Annotated in this window: 12 protein-coding genes; 4 read left to right on the top strand and 8 right to left on the bottom strand. The window is 68.5% G+C overall.

Annotated elements, in window-relative coordinates:
• Positions 1-11 precede the first annotated feature (11 nt).
• Both OV287_RS28270 and OV287_RS28265 read right to left on the bottom strand, forming a co-directional pair.
• Complete coding sequence (locus tag OV287_RS28270; protein ID WP_267537161.1) at positions 12-668, bottom strand: hypothetical protein; 657 nt, start codon at positions 666-668, stop codon at positions 12-14.
• A 162-nt stretch (positions 669-830) separates the two neighbouring features.
• Positions 831-2,090, bottom strand: a complete 1,260-nt coding sequence (locus OV287_RS28265) for a hypothetical protein (protein WP_267537160.1) — start codon at positions 2,088-2,090, stop codon at positions 831-833.
• Between the two features lie 238 nt (positions 2,091-2,328).
• On the opposite strand from OV287_RS28265, the gene OV287_RS28260 reads away from it, so the two are divergent.
• From OV287_RS28260 to OV287_RS28250, 3 genes are all read left to right on the top strand, one after another.
• Positions 2,329-4,266 (top strand): trehalase family glycosidase, encoded by a 1,938-nt coding sequence (locus tag OV287_RS28260; protein ID WP_267537159.1) that lies wholly within the window; start codon positions 2,329-2,331, stop codon positions 4,264-4,266.
• Positions 4,267-4,383: 117 nt separating this feature from the next.
• Positions 4,384-5,541 (top strand): AAA family ATPase, encoded by a 1,158-nt coding sequence (locus tag OV287_RS28255; protein ID WP_267537158.1) that lies wholly within the window; start codon positions 4,384-4,386, stop codon positions 5,539-5,541.
• Entirely contained in the window at positions 5,528-6,154 is a 627-nt protein-coding gene (locus OV287_RS28250; RefSeq protein ID WP_267537157.1) for an HNH endonuclease, read from the top strand. The genes OV287_RS28255 and OV287_RS28250 overlap by 14 nt, the downstream gene beginning before the upstream one ends.
• A 41-nt stretch (positions 6,155-6,195) precedes the next feature.
• Here OV287_RS28250 and OV287_RS28245 read toward each other — a convergent pair whose 3' ends face one another.
• The 3 genes from OV287_RS28245 to OV287_RS28235 all read right to left on the bottom strand — a co-directional run bounded on the left by OV287_RS28245 (position 6,196) and on the right by OV287_RS28235 (position 10,728).
• Entirely contained in the window at positions 6,196-8,637 is a 2,442-nt protein-coding gene (locus OV287_RS28245; protein WP_267537156.1) for an LPS-assembly protein LptD, read from the bottom strand.
• A gap of 82 nt (positions 8,638-8,719) precedes the next feature.
• A complete protein-coding gene (locus OV287_RS28240) occupies positions 8,720-10,333 on the bottom strand; it encodes a M56 and MltD domain-containing protein (RefSeq protein WP_267537155.1) in 1,614 nt (537 codons plus the stop codon).
• Positions 10,330-10,728, bottom strand: coding sequence for a BlaI/MecI/CopY family transcriptional regulator (locus OV287_RS28235; protein ID WP_267537154.1), 399 nt, complete (start codon positions 10,726-10,728; stop codon positions 10,330-10,332). The genes OV287_RS28240 and OV287_RS28235 overlap by 4 nt, the downstream gene beginning before the upstream one ends.
• A gap of 180 nt (positions 10,729-10,908) precedes the next feature.
• On the opposite strand from OV287_RS28235, the gene OV287_RS28230 reads away from it, so the two are divergent.
• Entirely contained in the window at positions 10,909-12,612 is a 1,704-nt protein-coding gene (locus OV287_RS28230) for an ATP-binding protein (protein WP_267537153.1), read from the top strand.
• A gap of 15 nt (positions 12,613-12,627) precedes the next feature.
• On the opposite strand, the gene OV287_RS28225 is transcribed toward OV287_RS28230, so the two are convergent.
• From OV287_RS28225 to OV287_RS28215, 3 genes are all read right to left on the bottom strand, one after another.
• Entirely contained in the window at positions 12,628-14,784 is a 2,157-nt protein-coding gene (locus OV287_RS28225) for a spermidine synthase (RefSeq protein ID WP_267537152.1), read from the bottom strand.
• Between the two features lie 18 nt (positions 14,785-14,802).
• Positions 14,803-16,050, bottom strand: coding sequence for a cytochrome P450 (locus OV287_RS28220; protein WP_267537151.1), 1,248 nt, complete (start codon positions 16,048-16,050; stop codon positions 14,803-14,805).
• A gap of 77 nt (positions 16,051-16,127) precedes the next feature.
• Complete coding sequence (locus OV287_RS28215) at positions 16,128-17,345, bottom strand: cytochrome P450 (protein ID WP_267537150.1); 1,218 nt, start codon at positions 17,343-17,345, stop codon at positions 16,128-16,130.
• Between the last annotated feature and the right edge of the window lie 73 nt (positions 17,346-17,418).

Raw genomic sequence — 17,418 nt, 5'->3', positions numbered from 1 at the left:
CGAGGCGGGGCTCAGGGCGTGTTGCGCACCAGCCGCAGGTGGCGCTTCCTGCTTCCCGGAGACGTGGAGCAGTCCGGGGAGTGCGGCACGTAGGGCTGGTGGCGCAGGCCGTCCTTGTGACTCCAGTCCCGCGGCGCGAGGGGATCCGACGGCCCACGCAGACCCGAGCGGAGGATGACGAGGAAGAGCACCGTCAGCAGCACGGAGACGGTGATGAGCATCAGGCTGGAGTTGGTGAACAGGCTGTCCAGCGCGGGCGCCGGATCCGGCGTGAAGAGCATGGCGGCGAGCAGCATCCACCACAGTCCGCACACCAGCAGGCACGTGCTGCTGAACCAGATCTTCACCCGCGACCAGAAGGTACGCCGAGCGGGAAGGGCCACGGAGGCCCCGCGCTGCATCGAATACGAATGGGGCTGCGCCTCCTCGTGCGCGAGCCTCGCCAGCGCGCGCTCCGGGATGGCACCGTTCCTCCGTTCGCCGCCGGCCGTGAGGGCCATCGAGGACCCGAACCGCCAACGCACCGCCGCGATCGCGAGCACCAGCAGCACGAAGGCGGTGAGTGCGGTGGGCCCCATCCGGCTGGCACCGTAGGCACCATGCAGCAGCATGGCGCAGACGAGACCAGGGAGCAGCAGCCGGAAGCGGGGGGGCGGAGACGCCAGCATGAAGTGAACGGTAGCAGAGATGTGGGCGTGCTCCAGTTTGCCACCGGTGCGGGTCTCCGAGACACCCCGCCTGGGAAGGCGTGTCCGTTGCTGGCCTTGGTGCCGCTCCCACCCGTGGACCCGCCTGCTTGGATGGACTCCGGGCGGGCTGAGACGGAAGGCTCAGGTGCTGGATGGCTCCGCGGTGGGATCCACGATCGGCTCCGGCATCACCCAGAGCGCCGAGGGAGCGCCGTAGGCCTGCTCGAAGGCGTAGAGGATGCCCGTCCAGCGATCCCAGAAGACGGCCCAGCTGTACTCGGTGGGCGGCGAGGTGAGGATGTTGCCGTCCCGGTCCGGCTGGCTGTACGCGTAGTCGGAGTAGTTCCACTTGAGGGTGCCGAAGTCCGTGCTGAGCATGGGCGTGAGGGCCTGCAGTAGCGCGGCGCGGGACACCTCGTCCGGGTGGGGCACGGCCGGGCTGAAGACGGGCTGCGCCATGTCATGCTGCTCGCGCCAGGCCACGTAGTTGTTGCCCATGGCGATGAGGGTGTCGCGCGCGGCCGGAGTCGGCGCCAGGCGGGCCTCCTCGTAGAGCGCGAAGGCCGCCACGAGCAGGCTCTTCCAGTGCATGCCCGGGAAGATGCTGGAGAGCTGATAGGGCCGAGGCGTGTCGTTCGCATGGGCTACTCCGTACGAGTAGGCGAGCTGAGACTCCTGCGGCACGGCGTCCTGGAGCGAGAACTCCGAGAGTACGCGCGCGGGCGTCACGCTACCGGTGAGGCCGCTGCGCCAGTCCAGATAGAGGCGCGCCGAGCCGCCGATGTCCGTGAAGATGGCCAGGTTGCCCTCGTGCAGCGTGCGCTCCAGCGTGAGGACCACGGACTCCACCTTGTCGAGCGGCAGGGAGCCCGGTGCGCTCCAGTAGAGCGAGGCGAAGCGCGACGCGGTGGTGGCGAAGGTGCGCGGATCAGCCAGGGCCTGACCATTCATGGCCGTGGTGAGCGAGGCCAGTGACGCAGCCGCGTCAATGGGCAGGCCCCGGAGGACGAGATCCAGGGAGAGGTTCTCCACGGTGAGCCGCACGGTGCCGATGAGGCCCACGCGGTCGAGCGCTTGGAGCACCGAGAGGGACGGCTGACCCCGGGCCGTGTCGATGATCCGCCGCGCGAGGGCCGCGGCGAGCATGCCTTCACCCCCTGTGCGGGAGGCATGTGGCGCGAAGACGAACCAGTTGGGCCGCACGTTGCTACTTCCGCCGGGCTGGAGCGTTGGATCGAGCAGTCCGCCCAGCTCGTAGGCGATCTCGATGTAGCCCTCGGTGATGCGCTGGTTGTCCTCCAGCGGGGTGGCGTCGGCGCGGGCGGGTGGAGCCAGCGCCACGAAGGCCAGGAGCAGCGCGGAGGTGGTGAGTGGTCGGAGGAACGGCAGAAGTGTGTCCACGATGGGTCTCCAAGGGTGTGGGGGTCGGGTGGAGCGGGTCGCAGGGTAGTCAGCGCGTGAGGTGCTCCAAACCCTTCCCTGGAGCACTTTCTGTGACTGTGTGTGCGATGGGACGTTTGACGTCAAATCAGTTGGAGCGTCGGACCAGCAGCGAAGCGGGCGGGCTTTCTGAGGTGAATGTGGCGTCGAGGCGGACTCGTGTAACTTGCACGTTGCTTCCTCGCAGAAGGTTGAAAGAGTGCCCACCCGGACGTCGTCGCTGCGCCTTTCCCGCTCCACCATTTCTCTCCAGAACTCGCGCTCGCAGCGGCTCGCTCGCGAGCGCTCGGCGGAGCCACTCGCCTCGCCGGTTCTGTCTGCCACCACGTCCAGCGCGCGCCTCGCCTTCGAGGTGCTGATGGCGTTGGACCTCGATGGTGACGGTCGCCTCACGGAGCGAGATGCCAGCCGCGCCCGGGACGGTGGGCTGCGCTTCGCGGTGGAGCTCGAGATCGGCCCAGGCGTGCGTCTGGAGCTGGCTGGAGCGGAGCGGCTCTCGCACGCCGCGGATGTGCTCGCCGAGGAGCTGCTCGAAGGGCGGGGCGAGGCCCTCGGACTCCCCGTGGAGCGGATGCTGGAGCCGCGCACCCAGACGCTGCGCCGGTTGATCGACGACGGCTGGAAGGGACTCGTTCGCCGCTCGGATCGCGCCGAGGACCTGAAGAAGGCGCTGCAGGTGATGCCGGTGAAGGACCCGGAGGGCAAGCAGCGCGTGTATGTGCCCGCGCGTGATCGCAAGGCCCTGAAGAAGCTGCGCGCCGAGGCTCGGCGCTCCGGTGGTCTGGAGATGGTGCCGCTCCAGAAGCCTCGCGGTCGCGGGGACTGGGAGGCGCTCATGCGCCAGCCCGGGATGCTCTACCTGCCGCGCCCGTACATCGTTCCTGGCGGACGCTTCGTGCAGATGTTCGGCTGGGACAGCTACTTCAATGCCCGCGGTGCTCTGGCCTCCGGCCACTACGGGCTCGCGAGAGATCTGCTCGAGAACCAGCTCTACGAGATCGAGCACTACGGGAAGATCCCCAACTCGAATCTCAGCTACCACCTGTCGCGTACCCAGCCGCCGCTCATGCCTCGGTTGGCCCTGGAGCTTCATGCGGTGCGCGAGGACCGGCGCCTGCTGAAGCGCGTGGCCCGGATGGCCGAGCAGGAGCTCGAGACGGTCTTCCGCACGGGTGCTCGCGCCACTCCGAGCGGGCTCTCCCGCTATAAGGATGATGCCGAGGGCCCCGACGCCGAGGACCTGTCCCAGTTCTACGCCGACTCGCGGCCGGACGACGCTGGCTTCCACCGCCACGACCGGGCCATCCGCGAGAGTGGCTGGGACATGTGCCATCGCTTCGGCACGGCCACGCACCACCACGAGCCGGTGTGCCTCAACTCGCTGCTGTTCCAGTACGAGATGGAGCTCGCGGGGATCCTCCGTCAGGTGGAGGGCGAGGACTCGCTGAAGGCGGCCCGGTACGCGAAGGCGGCGAGGGCCCGGGCGCGCACCATGCGCACGCGCTTCTGGGACGCGGAGCAGGGGCTGTTCTTCGACCATGACTACGTGGCCGGACGCCGCTCCCGCTACGAGTGCCTGGCCACCTTCTATCCGCTGTGGACGGGCTGGGCCTCGCGCGAGGAGGCCGCCATCGTAGCCGCCGCGCTCCCGCGCTTCCTCCATGACGGGGGTTTGACCTCCAGCAGCCGCGCTTCGCGCGAGGCGGCAGGCGGAGAGAACCTGCAGTGGGACTGGCCCTTCGGCTGGGCGCCGCACCAGATCATCGCGGTGGAGGGCCTGCGCCGTTACGGCTTCCACGCCGAGGCGGATGCGGTGGCCTACCGCTGGCTGTCCATGGTGCTGGACATCGCCGGGAGCCATAACGGCCTCGTGAAGGAGAAGTACGACGTGGTGGGGCGGTCGGCCGAGGTGGCCGTCGAGTACGGCAACCAGGGAGCGGATCGCGGCGTGCTCCTGGCCCCCAGGTCCGAGCGGACGCTGGGCTTCGCCTGGACGAACGCCTCGGTGGTGCTGCTGATGGACGGCTTGTCTCCCGGGTTGCGCGAGGCGCTCGACGCGGGCCTTCCCGCCGACAGGGTGCTCGGGCCGCGCGATCAGGGTGGGAGTGGCCGCCCCCGGAAGAAGCGCGCGTCCTAGTCCGTCGCGTAAGCCCGGAGGGCAGCCCTTCTTTTCAACCGAGGGGAAATTCGCGTGCGCTGGAAGCACCTGTAGGGGTACAAACCACCCGCTTGGCGGTTCCTGGCAGGAGTGCGGATGAGGATCCAGAGCATCGAACTCGAGAATTTTCGCGGCTTCGCGTCCCGTACGTTCGATCTCTCGCCAGCATTCAACCTCCTCATCGGTGATAACGGCGCCGGGAAGACGGCCATCCTCGATGCGCTCTCCATCGGGGCCGGGGCGATCTTTCTCGGCCTGGATGGCGCATCGCCTCCGGGTATCCACCGCGATGACGTTCGCCGTGTCACGCATGGGTTGGGGGATGTGCCCTCCCTCGAGGCCATCTATCCATCGAGAATTACCTGCTCCGGAACCGTCGGGGACACGCCCATGGAATGGACGCGGACCCTCGAAGGCCCGAAGAAGCACACGACGCACGGCGGTGCCGGTGACCTGGCCCGGCTCGCGGAGCGCTGGAGCGAGCAGGTGCGCGCAGGTGCGGAGATCACCCTCCCGCTCGTCTCGTACTACGGCACGGGGCGGTTGTGGCTCCAGCGGCGTACGCGGCATTCCAAGGCTTCGGACGGTGCGCGCGTCCTGCGGCCCGGCTCCAGGCTTCGAGGCTACGCGGGCTGCCTCGATCCCTCCTCCGACCACAAGGGCTTCGTCTCCTGGTTCAAGACGATGGAGCTGATCCAGCTTCAAAAGGGCCAGAAGCTCGGAACGCTCGACGCGGTGAAGCACTCCATTCGCCAGTGCCTGCGCGGTTGGGATGAGGTGCTCTACGACGTACGGCTCGGTACCCTGGTCGCACGCAACCAGGACAGGCAGCTGCCTTTCGAGATGCTGAGTGATGGCGTCCGCAACATGCTGGCCATGGTGGGCGACATCGCGTACCGGACCGCCACCTTGAACCCGCATTTGCGGGAGCTGGCCCCCTCGAATACTCCGGGCATCGTTCTCATCGACGAGCTGGATCTGCACCTGCATCCGCTCTGGCAGCGTGAAGTGGTGGACGACCTGCGCAGCGTCTTTCCGGCCATCCAGTTCGTGGCCACCTCGCACTCGCCGTTCATCATCCAGTCCTTGCGGAGGAACGAGCTCATCAACCTCGATGACCCGGCGAGGGAGACACTCCCCAGCCGCAGCATCGAGGACATCGCCGAAGCGGTGATGGGTGTCGAAGTTCCCCAGCGCAGCCGCCGGCACAAGGAAATGATGGCAGCGGCGCGTGCGTACTATGAGGCGAAGTGAGCTGATCGCCCGGCTGGGTGAGTACTGCTCGTTCTGCGAGAGCCAGCTCAATGCGAGCCTCGCTGTCGAGCACATCCTCCCGAAACATCGCCATCCGAAGCACGAGCTGGACTGGGACAACTTCCTGCTCGCTTGCGTGAACTGCAACAGCACGAAGGGCGACAAGTCCATCAAACCGGGCAGCTACTACTGGCCCGATCGCGACAACACGGCCCGTGCGTTCTCCTATGCCGAGGATGGGGTCGTGAGACCGGCGCCGGGTTTGACGGATGAACAGCGGAAGAGCGCGCAACGCACGATCGCGCTCACCGGGCTCGACAAGACTCCAATGACACAGTTGCAGGCGAGCGACCGGCGCTGGATGCATCGCCTCGATGCCTGGGGACGTGCCAAGAACGCGCGGGCCTGTCTGGCCAAGGACGACAGCGAGACCACGAGGCAACTCATCGTCGATCAGGCGACGGCGCTCGGGTTCTGGTCAATCTGGATGACGGTCTTCGCCTCGGACCTGGATATGCGTCGGCGGCTCATCGCCGCGTTCGCAGGAACCCCGGTGGACTGTTTCGATGCGCAAACCCTGCAACCCGTTCACCGCCCGGGAGGCGCTCTCTAGCCTCACTCCGTCGATGAATTTCCTGGCGCTCGTTTCCGGGCTCAGCGCCCGAAGGTGCCCAGGTTCAGCACCGTCACACTCAGGCCCCAGTCGAAGTTCGTCCCGGGGCCCACCGATGCCCGCGCACTGATCCGCCAGCATTCGCAGGAGGGGCTGAAGGAGACGGTCAGCGCCTGGGTGAACAGCTCGGGCACATCACATCGCGCCGGATCCTTCCGCTGCACCACGACTCCGTACCCCACGTTCAAACCGAACGGGAAGTTGGCCCCGGCGTTCAAACTCAGGTTGTCGATCGGCTTGTTGGCGAAGGCGGCCGTGCTCGAGCAGGACACAGGCGTATCCGGATTCAGGGCCTGGGGGGCAAGGGGCGGGGGCAGGAGCATGTCGATGGGCCGTCGCACCTGCTCCGAACTCGCGAGGGCCCGATCGTACCCGACGCTCACGTTCAGCCTGTTCGCGATGATGTCCCAGCCGATCCTCGCCGCGAGCTGGGTCAACCGCTCGTCCACGTTGGGGGTGAAGAGGTCGAGCCGCCCCCGGGCCTCCGCCGTCACCGGTCCCAGAACCGCCAGGACGCGTCCGGAGGTCTCCCCCAACCGCCGCTCGAGGAAGTCCACTCCCTGCGCCACGTCCAACCGCGCCAGCTCCCGCGTGCCGGTGGCTCCCACGCGTCCGAGCACCTTCTGTCTCAGCGCCACCTGCCCCTGGAAGAACCCATCCGGGGTCACGGCGGCGTCCACCTCGTCATAGACCTGGGGGGCGTTCTGGCCGAAGACGCGCGGCACCGCGCGCAGCTCCACCGAGGGCGTGATGCTGTGGCGGATCGCCTTGTCTCCCTCGCCGAACACCCGCGACAGCTCCGTGTCCAGGTACGCGCCCACCATCCCGTATGCGCGGTGGTTTGCCTCCCGAGTCGCCTCGTACAGGTAGAGGCTCTCGCGAAACGCCAGGTAGGGCGTGAGCCGCAGCACGCCGCCCAAGTCGAAGGTGGCATTCAGGCGCGGCATCACGTCCAGCCGGGTGCGTGCCTGGCGCTCGCCCGGCTCGAAGACGCCGTTGCCCTGCGTGCCATCCGCATCCGGCAGCAGCGGCCAGTAGACGCCGTCCGTGCCCTCGTCGCCCAGCAGCCCTCCGAGCGGTGAGAGCCGCGAGAGCTCCACCTCCACGCTGCCGTTGAGCGGGCCGAACAGGGGCACCGTGGGGATGGAGTAGCGCAGCGTGGGCAGCTCTTGGAAGACGGTGGGGCGCTGGACCTGGCTGAACAGTGGATAGCCCCAGCGGATGTCCTGGCGGTAGGCGAGGGCGAGCCCCGCGTAGTCGTCCTGGCCCCGGTGGTACAGCGTGGCCGTGGAGGGGATGTAGTAGTACGAGCGCCCGAAGCCGGAGTTGGGCGTGGTATCCGCGAAGAGGAAGCCGTCCGAGTAGAGCTTCACGTCCGCCCGCGCGAAGACGTTGTTCCCGAGCTTCTGCTGGTGCTCCAGGAAGCCCCAGCCGCGCAGCCCTCGCATCGGCGCGCCGGGCGCGAGCACGAACGGGTTGAGCGGATCCCGCTCGGGCTTGAGGTCATAGAGGAGCTGCAGCCACACCCTTCCCGGGGGATTGATGCTGGCGGTGGGCGCGTACCGGAACTCGGTGGCGAGGCGCGGGCCCTTCACTCCGAGCGAGCCCTGGGTTGGATCCTTCGGCTCGGTGCCGAACGCGTACCCCGGGCTGAGCGTGAGATCGTAGCTCTCTCCGAGCGTGAGGAAGAGCGGCTGATCCACCTGGAGGCCACTCAGGCCCGAGCCCGTCACCTCGGGCATGAGCAGGCCGCTCGCGCGCTTCGACAGGGGGATGTAGAGCCACGGCGCCACGAGGACGGGCACGCCGTACACCTGCACCATGGGCAGGGTGAAGGAGGCGCTCTCCCCGGGCTTCACCTCCGCGCCTCGCGTGGTGATGCGCCAGGTCGGTGTGAGCACGTTGCAATCACAGGGCGTGAAGGACGACTCCTCCAACGCGTACGCGCCATCCTCCAGGAAGCGGAAGCCCTTGGTGGTGAAGGAGAAGGCGTTCTTGCCCACCTTCGCGAGCTGCTCGGAGGTCTCCTGCGCGCCGAGCAGCTCCGGCGTCACGCCCTCCTTCTGTACGAAGGAGGCGCCCCCACCGTTGGTGCCCTCGGCGGTCAGGGTGCGGTCCTGGAGGTTCAGGGTGAGGTGCTCGGCGAAACCGGCCAGGCCGCGCATCACCAGCAGCACGTTCCCCCGGGCCTCCGCCACCCGGGTGGTGTGATTGTAGGTGATCTCATCGGCGCGGATGACCGACGCCCCCGTGCGCAACACCGCGTTCTTCCGGGCGACGAGGATCTTGTCCGGCTCCGTCACCACGCGCACGTCGCCTTGAAGCTCCACCGTCTCCCCCAGGAGGTCCTCCGGCGAAGAGGGGACCGGGAGCTGTCCGGAGGCGGTGGTGAGGGCGACGGTGAGGAGAAGCAGGCCAACCATGGGACCGGGCACTCAAGACCAACGCCGGTCCTTCGGCAATGGACTATCGCAGGGGGGGCGGACTTCTCCCTGGGCGGCTCCCTCAGTCGAGCAGGTGCGGGTTGCGCAGGATGAGGAGTCCGGCCATCACGGTGCTGGTGTAATCGTTGATGTGCCCACCCCGGGCCAGCTCGCTGGCGTCGCGCAGGCCCGTCTCGCTCATCACCTGGTCCACCTTCTTCTCGCCCAGGTTGTAGGCCGCCAGCGCCAGGCGCCAGTCCTTGTAGCGGGCGTACAGGTCGGAGAAGAGCGCCGCGGCGGCCTCCGTCTCACGCGCCACGTCCAGCCGCTCGTCGACCTCGGCGTCCACCCGGAGGCCGTACTGGCGCGCCGTCGAGGGGATGAACATCCACACCCCCGCGCCCCTCATACCCGGCGCCAGCGACGGCAGGTTCGAGGCCTCCGGCATGTTGGTCACCGCCGACTCCACCATCGCCACGGCGAGTAGGCCCTCGGGGAGCTTGCGGGCACTCAGCGTGCGGGTGAGCGCCTCGCGGTGGGTGGCCAGGTTCTCCATGGCCTTCTTCATGAAGGCGCGGCCCTTGGGCGTGCCCACCAACTTGTTGAGCTTCTCCACCACCTGCTCGTCCACCACCACGGTGACGTCTCCCTCACGCTGGGAGGACTGGGCGAGCGCTTGGGCCTCGGCGAGCGTCACCGTGCGGCTGCGCGTGGCGGTCTGGGCCCAGAGGGCGAGCGGGGCGAGGGTGAGGGCCACTGCGGCGACGAGTCCGGCGGTGCGGTGGGGACGGCTGGGACGCAGCTGGAACAGCATTTCGATCCTCCTTTTCGTGGGGTGAGCCATGCCGGTGACTCCGGCGGGAAGGGGTGGGGCGTGGGTGGTGCGCAGCGCGGCCTCGAGCAGGCACCGGGCGTAGTCATGCGGGCGGGCCTTGCCGCCGGACACGAGCGCCTCGTCGCAGGCCAGTTCCTGGCAGGTGGCGAGCCACCGTCCGAAGGCGTGCACCACGGGGTTCCAGAAGAAGAGCGCGCCGAGCGCCAGGCGCACGTAGGCAACCATGGTGTCGCGCTGGCGGTGGTGCTGCAGCTCGTGGAGGACCGTCATCCGCAGGCCCTCAGTGTCCTCCAGGAGGCGGGAGGGCACGGCCACCCAGGCGCTGGGGTGGGGGGCTCTCCTCGGGAACCAGGTGGAGAAGGCGGTGTCCTCCGCGTCGTTGAGCACCACGGCCACGCGGCCCACCTGGCGCACGCGGGGCAGGGACTCGAGCCGGCGAATCAGCCGCAGGTGCTGGCGCAGCTGCCGCGCGCAGTGCACCCCCGCCGCCGTCCCGAGCAGCAGCCCAACGGCCAGGCCCACGGGGAAGGGGGCTGGCGTCTCGGTGGACTTGGGCGCGGTGGCGACTGGACGCGGGCTCCAGGCCGGCTCTGGCAGCCGCGTGGTGAGCCGCACCACGGAGCGCTCGAAGGTGAAGAGGGGCCCGGTGGGCACCAGCCCTCGTACGGCCATGCACGCAGGGGGCAGCAGGAGCGCCAGGGCCAGCGTCGCCCTCCCGGCCGTCAGCGTCTGCCTCGCCGACAGGGGCAGCCCCAGTCGACTCATGAGCGCCAGGGCGGCTCGCAGCAGCACGAAGCCCACCGTGAGGAGGACCGCCACGCTCACGTAGCCCGTGGCCAGCGCTCTCAGGGGGGCGCTCATGACTTGGGCCCCTTCTTGTTCAGCAGGGCGCGCAGCTGCTCCACCTCCTCGGGCGAGAGCGGCACGGCCTCCACCAGCCGCTCCACCAGCGCCGAGGGCGTGCCGTCGAACACCGTCTCCACCAGGTGGCGCACGCTCTGGACCTCGTAGGCCTCGCGCGGCAGCAGCGCCGAGTACAGGTGGCCTCGGCCTACCTTCCGGCTCTGCAGCACTCCCTTCTGCTCCAGGATGCGCAGCACCGTGGACACCGACGTGTAGGCCAGCTTCCGCTCCGGCGGCAGCGCCTCCTGCACGTCCGCCACGCTCACCTCGCCCTTGCGCCAGACGATGTGCATCAACTCCAGCTCCACGGGCGTGAGCGGCTTGGACTCCGGGCTCTGCGACGACTTGGTCACGGTCCGTCACCTCCGAGCTTCAAACTACTAAGGCCTTAGTTGGTTAGCAACTAATGATTTAGTTGTTTGATCCAGTGTGTTCCCAATCTGCCAATGGAGTTGGAGGGGGCATTGCCAACCGTGGGATCCTCGGTATCGAATTCGCACAAGCTAGGTATCGCAGAGCAGGTGAGCGGACGGATGGAGTGGTCCAGGCACCCCGGTAAGGTCGGGAAGGGGGACCCGGCGAACGAGCTGCATGCCAGCCACCTGCTGCTCCAAGCGCTCACGGAGGTGCAGACGGAGTTCATCCAGGGCCACGAGATGCCCCGGATCTTCGACAAGCTGCTGTCGGTGCTGTTGAAGCTGACGGACAGCGAGTACGGCTTCATCGGCGAGGTGCAGCGCACGGCCGAGGGCGAGCCCTTGCTGCGCACCCACGCCCTCACCAACATCGCCTGGACGGGGGAGCTGAGGGAGTTCTACGCCCGGGAGGCGCCCAAGGGCCTGGAGTTCACCAACCTGAAGACGCTGTTCGGGGCCGTGATGACGAGCGGCCAGCCGGTGGTGTCCAACGCCCCGGCGGTGGATCCCCGTCGGGGAGGGTTACCCGAGGGCCACCCGCCGCTGTGCAGCTTCCTGGGCCTGCCCTTCCACTCGGCCAACGAGATGGTGGGCATGGTGGGCATCGCCAACCGCCCCGGGGGCTACGATGACGCGGTCATCGCCTTCCTCCAGCCCTTTCTGGCCACGTGCTGCGCCATTCTCCAGGGGGTGCGCAGCGAGCGGCGGCGCCGGCAGGCCGAGGAGGCGCAGCGGCGCATGTCGGAGAGCTTTCGCACCCTCATCGAGCGCACCCCGGATGCCATCTTCATCCACCGCGAGGGCACGGTGGTGTTCGCCAACTCCTCGGCCGCGAGTCTGCTCGGCCATGCGTGCGGGACGGTACTGAGGGGCCGGCCCATCGCGGAGCTCGTCCAGCCTGGGGGCGAGGTCGCGCTCACCGAGCCCTCCAGCATCAGTGCCCCCCACGAAGTGATGTTCCAGCATCATGAGGGCCGGCGGGTGCTGTGCGAGGTAGTGACGCTCTCGCTGCTCTTCGACGGACAGCCGGCCACGGTGTCTATCACCCGCAACATCACCGAGCGCCGGTTGGTGCAGGAGAAGCTGTTGGCCTCCGAGCGCCTGGCCTCACTGGGAACGCTCGCGGCTGGCGTGGCGCATGAGATCAACAACCCCTTGTCGTACATGCTGAGCAATTTGCAGTTCGTGGACGACGAGCTGTCCGCGATGACGAGCTCCGGCGAGGGGCTTGCGGGCGAGCGGGGGCAGGAGATCCGGGACGCGCTGAAGGAGGCCTTGTCCGGCAGCCAGCGGGTGGTGGATATCGTCAGGGATCTGAAGATCTACTCGCGCAGCAGCGATGAACGGCGCGGGCCGGTGGACGTGCAGGCGGTGATCGATCTGTGCGGGAACATGGCCTGGAGCGAGATCCGCCACCGCGCGCGGCTGGTGAAGGACTACGGCGGGGTGCCGTCCGTGCACGCCAACGAGTCGAGGCTCGGGCAGCTCTTCCTCAACCTGCTCATCAACGCCGCCCAGGCCATCCCCCACGGGGACATCCAGGGGAACGAGGTTCACGTCTCCACCCGGTACGAGGAGGGGCAGGTGGTGGTGGCGGTGCGGGACACGGGGGAGGGCATTCCACCGGAGAACCTGGAGAAGCTGTTCAATGCCTTCTTCACCACCAAGCCGAAGGGGGTGGGCACGGGGCTGGGCTTGTCCATCTGCCACGGCATCATCACCGAGCTGGGCGGGCGCATCGCGGTCCAGAGTGAGCCCGGGAAGGGAACCACCTTCCAGGTCTTCCTGCCGGTGGGCGAGCCGCCGAGCGCCGCGCCGTAGCGGGGCCTGAGGCCGTCACTCCCGCTCGCGGGGCTCGCGTCGGAGCACGGGTAACACGCTGTGGTGCTCGTCCGTCCAGAGGATGGGAGGCGGTCCGTCCGTCGCCTCGAAGCGGTGCACGCGCGAGGCCGTCCGGGTGAAGGAGTCGCCCCGGGAGAAGTTCGCGTCCGGGCTGAGGATCATCCACGCGCTGCGCAGCGTGTCGCCCTGGGAGCGGGTGAGGACGAGCGTGGCGTGCATCCCGAGCTCTCGTGCGTGCGCGAGGGTGACGGGCTGCAGATCCAGGTGTGAGCTGCTGATGTGCAGCGCCAGCACGCCGCGGGGCGCCAGGTGCGTGCGGTAGAGGGCCATGGCCTCGCGGGTGAGCAGGTGCATGGGGATGGCATCCGAGCTGAAGACGTCCAGCGCGAGCACATCGAAGCCCTGCGCTTCGCCTCGCTCCAACTCCTGCTCCAGGGAGATGCGCGCATCGCCCTGCACCACCTCCACCACCCGGGCGGGCGTGTCGCGCAGATAGCTGAAGTAGCCGCCCTCTCCCTGGGCCAGCGCGATGACGGCTGGGTTGATCTCATAGAAGCGCACCGCGTCGGAGGCCTTCGCGAGCGCGGTACTGGTGCCCACGCCCAGGCCCAGCACGCCGATGCGCAGGGCCGGAGACAGCCCCTCGGCTTCGCGCAGCCGGCGTTGCTCGGCGATGGCCAGCCCCAGGCCGCTGTCCGGAGTGAAGTAGGCCGTGGGCCTGTGCCGGCGCGAGGGCTCGGCGAGCTGGAAGCCATGGGTGGTGGTGCCGTGCTTGAGCGCGAACAGGTGCATCTCCGGGTCTCCCACGCCCTGTTCCAGCACCTGCACCACGCCGTAGAAATTGCGCGCGGTGACCCGCACCTCGCGCCGGATGTCCAGCATGGGAATGCCGACCCCCACCACTCCGGCGGCGAGCAGGAATACCCGGGCCAGCCGCCCCAGCCGCTGCAGGACTCCCTCGTTGGCGGGAGACGACAGCAGCGGCACCAGGGCCACGAGACAGCATGCGGCGAGCGCCAGCGGGTACTCGCCATAGGTGTCGAAGATGTGCGGTGCCACCAGTCCGACGAACACCCCGCCGAGCACGCCGCCCGCGGACACCTGGAGGTAGAAGGCGCTCAGGTGGCGCGGCACCGGACGCAGGCGGTACAGCTCGCCATGGCACACCATGCAGCCGGCCAGCAGCGCGCCGCCGTACACGAGGAGCTGGAAGGACAGCGGCCAGTGGGGACCCTCGAATCGAGCGCGCAGCACGCCGCCCACCGAGATGATGAGCAGGGGCACCCAAACGGTGCGGCGGTAGAGCGACTCGCGCTCGAAGGCGAGGATGAAGGTGAGCAGGTAGAGCCCCAGGGGCAGCACCCAGAGGAAGGGTCCGGCGGCCACGTCTCGCGAGAGCTGGTTCGTCGTGGCCAGCAGCAGCACCGACGCGCAGGCGCTCAGCCCGAGCCACGCCAGTGAGTGCCATGAGCCCGGCCGCTGTGCCTCCGCTGCCTGCTCTGGACTCTGCTCGGGTTCCCGCTCCAACGCTGATGGCGCGGCCCGCTTCCACACGTCCCACGCGCACGCGGCGCACCCGGCGGTGAAGAGCAGGAAGCCCATTCCCCAGGCCCAGCCTTGCGCCGAGCGCGTCAGGGTGGGCTCAATGAGGAAGGGGTAGCCCAGCAGCGCGAGCAGTGAGCCGGCGTTGGACAGCGCGTAGAGACGGTAGGGTGACAGGCCCGGCCGCGCGCGGCTGAACCAGCTCTGCAGCAGGGGCGCGGTGGTGGACAGCACGAAGAAGGGCAGTCCGAGTGTGACGGCGAGCATCGCCAGCAGCCGGCCGGTGAGCAGCGCTTCACTTCCGGTGGAGCGCCACTCGGGCCCGGGTGCCACCGGGGAGCCCGTGAGCAGCGCGCGTGCCCCGAGCACTCCCACCGCCACCACGAGCAGTCCCAGGTGAAGCTGGACCTGACGGCGGGGCGAGAGGCGCGTGGCACTCGCGTGCGCGTAGGCATAGCCCGCCAGGAGCGCGCCCTGGAAGAAGAGCATGCACGTCGTCCACACCGCGGGCGTGCCGCCGAACCAGGGGAGCGCGTACCGGCCTACCAGCGGCTGGACCCCGAAGAGCAGGAAGGCGCTGGTGAAGAGGGTGAAAGCGTAGCGGGCCATGCAGGGATCTCGGGAGGCTCAGGCGGCCTGGGCGGGCTGGTGTCGCTCGGCTGTCAGCCGCAGACTCTTGGGGCCTCGGATCAGGAAGGCCGCGCTCCAGGGGATGTTGCTCTCCTGACCCGGGGCGAAGGCGACGCGGCGCACCCGGCGGAAGAGCTCCTCGAAAACCACCTTCGCCTCGATCCGTGCCAGCGGAGCGCCCAGGCAGAAGTGGATTCCATGGCCGAACGAGAGGTGACTCTGGACCTCTCGCGTGACATCGAGCCTGTCCGGCTCGGGGAACCTGCGTGGATCCCGGTTGGAGGCCCCCAGCAGCAGCAGGACGCGAGCGCCCCTGGGGATGGGGTGACCAGCGATCTCCGTGTCATCGGTCACGAGGCGGATGAGGGCCTGGGCTGGACTGTCGTAGCGCAGCATCTCCTCGACGGCGTTGGGCATGAGCGAGGGGTTCGCCGCCAGCCGCTCCCACTCAGAGGGGTTGCGCAGCAGGCCCAGCATGCCGTTGCCGATCAGGTTGGTGGTGGTCTCGTTGCCGGCGATGAGCAGCAGCCGGGTGAAGGCCATCAGGTCCAGGGGGGTGAGGAAGCCGTCCTCCGCGCTCTGGCTCGCCTCGACGAGCGCGCTGATGAGATCATTGCGCGGCGTGTGGCGGCGCTGCTCGATGGCGGACTCCAGGTACGCATGGAGATCCAGGATGCTCTGCCTCAGCCGGGGCAGATCCTTGCCCGTGCCCTGCATGGCGGAGGCCAGGAGGACATCGTCCGACCAGCGCTTGAAGTCCAGGCGGCGCTCGGGCTCGACACCGAGCATCTCGGCGATGACGATGACCGGCAGCGGCATGGCCAGGTCCGCGATGAGATCGAACTCCTCCTTGGCGAGCATGGCCTCGATCAGCTCGCGGGAGATCTCCCGGATGTGCGGCTCGAGCTCGGCGACGCGGCGGGGGGTGAAGGCGCGGCTCACCAGCGTGCGCAGCTGCGTGTGGAGCGGCGGTTCCGACGCGAGGAGGCTCTTCGGCTCCAGGAAGTAGCGGAGCGCGTCCTCGCCAAGCTCCTTGGGCATCGTCGTGCCGGCCGCCATCAGCTTCGAGGAGAACAGGTGCGGATTCTTGAGGACGGCGACCATGTCCTCATGACGGTTGAGGACATAGCAGCCCCTCAACAGGGTCTCGTGGAACTGGACCGGGCCGGCCTCACGGAGCGAGGCGTAGTAGGGGTAGGGGTTGGCGGCGAAATCGGGGGTCAACGGGGGCGCGGCGGGGGCCATGCGTGCTCCGGACAGGGGAGGACCGGAGTATGCCGTGCCCAAGCCCGGCATGCCCCCCTGACCGGACACCGGGCGGGCTAACGGCGTTCAGCGCGCAGCTGGAGGCTCAGGGGACCGCGGACGATGAAGGTCTCGCTCCAGGCAATATGGCCCTCCTGGCCTGGGGCAAAGGAGACCCGACGCACTCGGCGTAGGAGCTCCTCGAAGGCCACTTTCGCCTCGAGCCGAGCCAGCGGAGCGCCCAGGCAGAAGTGGACGCCGTGGCCAAAGGCGAGGTGTCCCTGGGCATCGCGAGTCACATCGAACTTGTCCGGCTCGGGGAACTTGCGCGGGTCGCGGTTGGCGGCCGACAGCAGGAGCATGACCTGCGCACCCTTGGGGATGGGGACGCCGGCGATCTCCGTGTCCTGCGTGGTCATCCGCAGGATGCTCTGGGCCGGCCCTTCGTAGCGCAGCATCTCCTCGATGGCATTGGGGATGAGCGAGGGGTCCGCCACCAGCCGCTCCCACTCAGAGGGGTGGCGCAGCAGGGCCACCATGCCGTTGCCGATCAGGTTGGTGGTGGTCTCGTTGCCGGCGATGAGCAGCAGCCGGACGAAGTCGATGAGCTCCAGGGTGGAGAGGAAACCGCCCTCGGCCTCGCTCGCTTCGACGAGTGCGCTGATGAGATCATTGCGCGGTATGCGGCGGCGCTGCTCGATGGTGGACTCCAGGTAGGTCTGGAGCTGCCGGATGCTGTCGGCCAACGGGCGCTTGTCCCGGATGGTGAAGGAGGCGGCCTGGATGATGGCATCCGACCAGCGCTTGAAGTCCAGGCGGTGCTCCGGCTCGATGCCGAGCAGCTCGGCGATGACGGTGACTGGCAGCGGTGCCGCCAGGTCCGCGACGAGATCGAACTCCTTTTTGGCGAGCATGGTGTCGAGCAGCTCGCGGGTGATCTCCCGGAGGTGGGGCTCGAGCTCGGCGACGCGGCGAGGGGTGAAGGCGCGGCTCACCAGGGTCCGCATGTGCGTGTGCAGGGGCGGATCCGACGAGAGGAGGGCCTTTTCGACCCGGAAGTAGCGGAGCACGTCCTCGCCGAGCTCCTGAGGCATCACCTGCTCGAACCCCATCATCCGCGAGGAGAAGACGGTGGTGTCCTTGAGGATGGGCCCGATGAGCTCATGGCGGGTGACGACGTAGGCGCCCATGAAGGCCTCTACCTTCTGTACCGGAGTAGCCTCGCGCAGGGCGGAGAAGAAGGGATGGGGGTCGGCCAGCAGCTCGGCCAGGGGCGGTACGAATGGGGTTTCCATTGGGGCGCTCCATACCCCGCTTCCTCCAGCACCGGTTGCCAACGGGGGGCAGCAACTGTGAATGCCCGACATT

This window comes from Archangium lansingense (genome assembly GCF_026626635.1).
GTDB lineage: Bacteria > Myxococcota > Myxococcia > Myxococcales > Myxococcaceae > Archangium > Archangium lansingense.
The sequence above is the reverse complement of the archived record's forward strand: the minus strand, read 5'-3'. Positions and strand labels throughout refer to the sequence as shown.

Coding starts and splice junctions, on each gene's coding strand:
- OV287_RS28270 (WP_267537161.1), bottom strand. CDS start 668: ATGCTGGCGTCTCCGCCCCCCCGCTTCCGGCTGCTGCTCCCTGGTCTC.
- OV287_RS28255 (WP_267537158.1), top strand. CDS start 4,384: ATGAGGATCCAGAGCATCGAACTCGAGAATTTTCGCGGCTTCGCGTCC.
- OV287_RS28250 (WP_267537157.1), top strand. CDS start 5,528: ATGAGGCGAAGTGAGCTGATCGCCCGGCTGGGTGAGTACTGCTCGTTC.
- OV287_RS28245 (WP_267537156.1), bottom strand. CDS start 8,637: ATGGTTGGCCTGCTTCTCCTCACCGTCGCCCTCACCACCGCCTCCGGA.
- OV287_RS28240 (WP_267537155.1), bottom strand. CDS start 10,333: ATGAGCGCCCCCCTGAGAGCGCTGGCCACGGGCTACGTGAGCGTGGCG.
- OV287_RS28230 (WP_267537153.1), top strand. CDS start 10,909: ATGGAGTGGTCCAGGCACCCCGGTAAGGTCGGGAAGGGGGACCCGGCG.
- OV287_RS28225 (WP_267537152.1), bottom strand. CDS start 14,784: ATGGCCCGCTACGCTTTCACCCTCTTCACCAGCGCCTTCCTGCTCTTC.
- OV287_RS28220 (WP_267537151.1), bottom strand. CDS start 16,050: ATGGCCCCCGCCGCGCCCCCGTTGACCCCCGATTTCGCCGCCAACCCC.
- OV287_RS28215 (WP_267537150.1), bottom strand. CDS start 17,345: ATGGAAACCCCATTCGTACCGCCCCTGGCCGAGCTGCTGGCCGACCCC.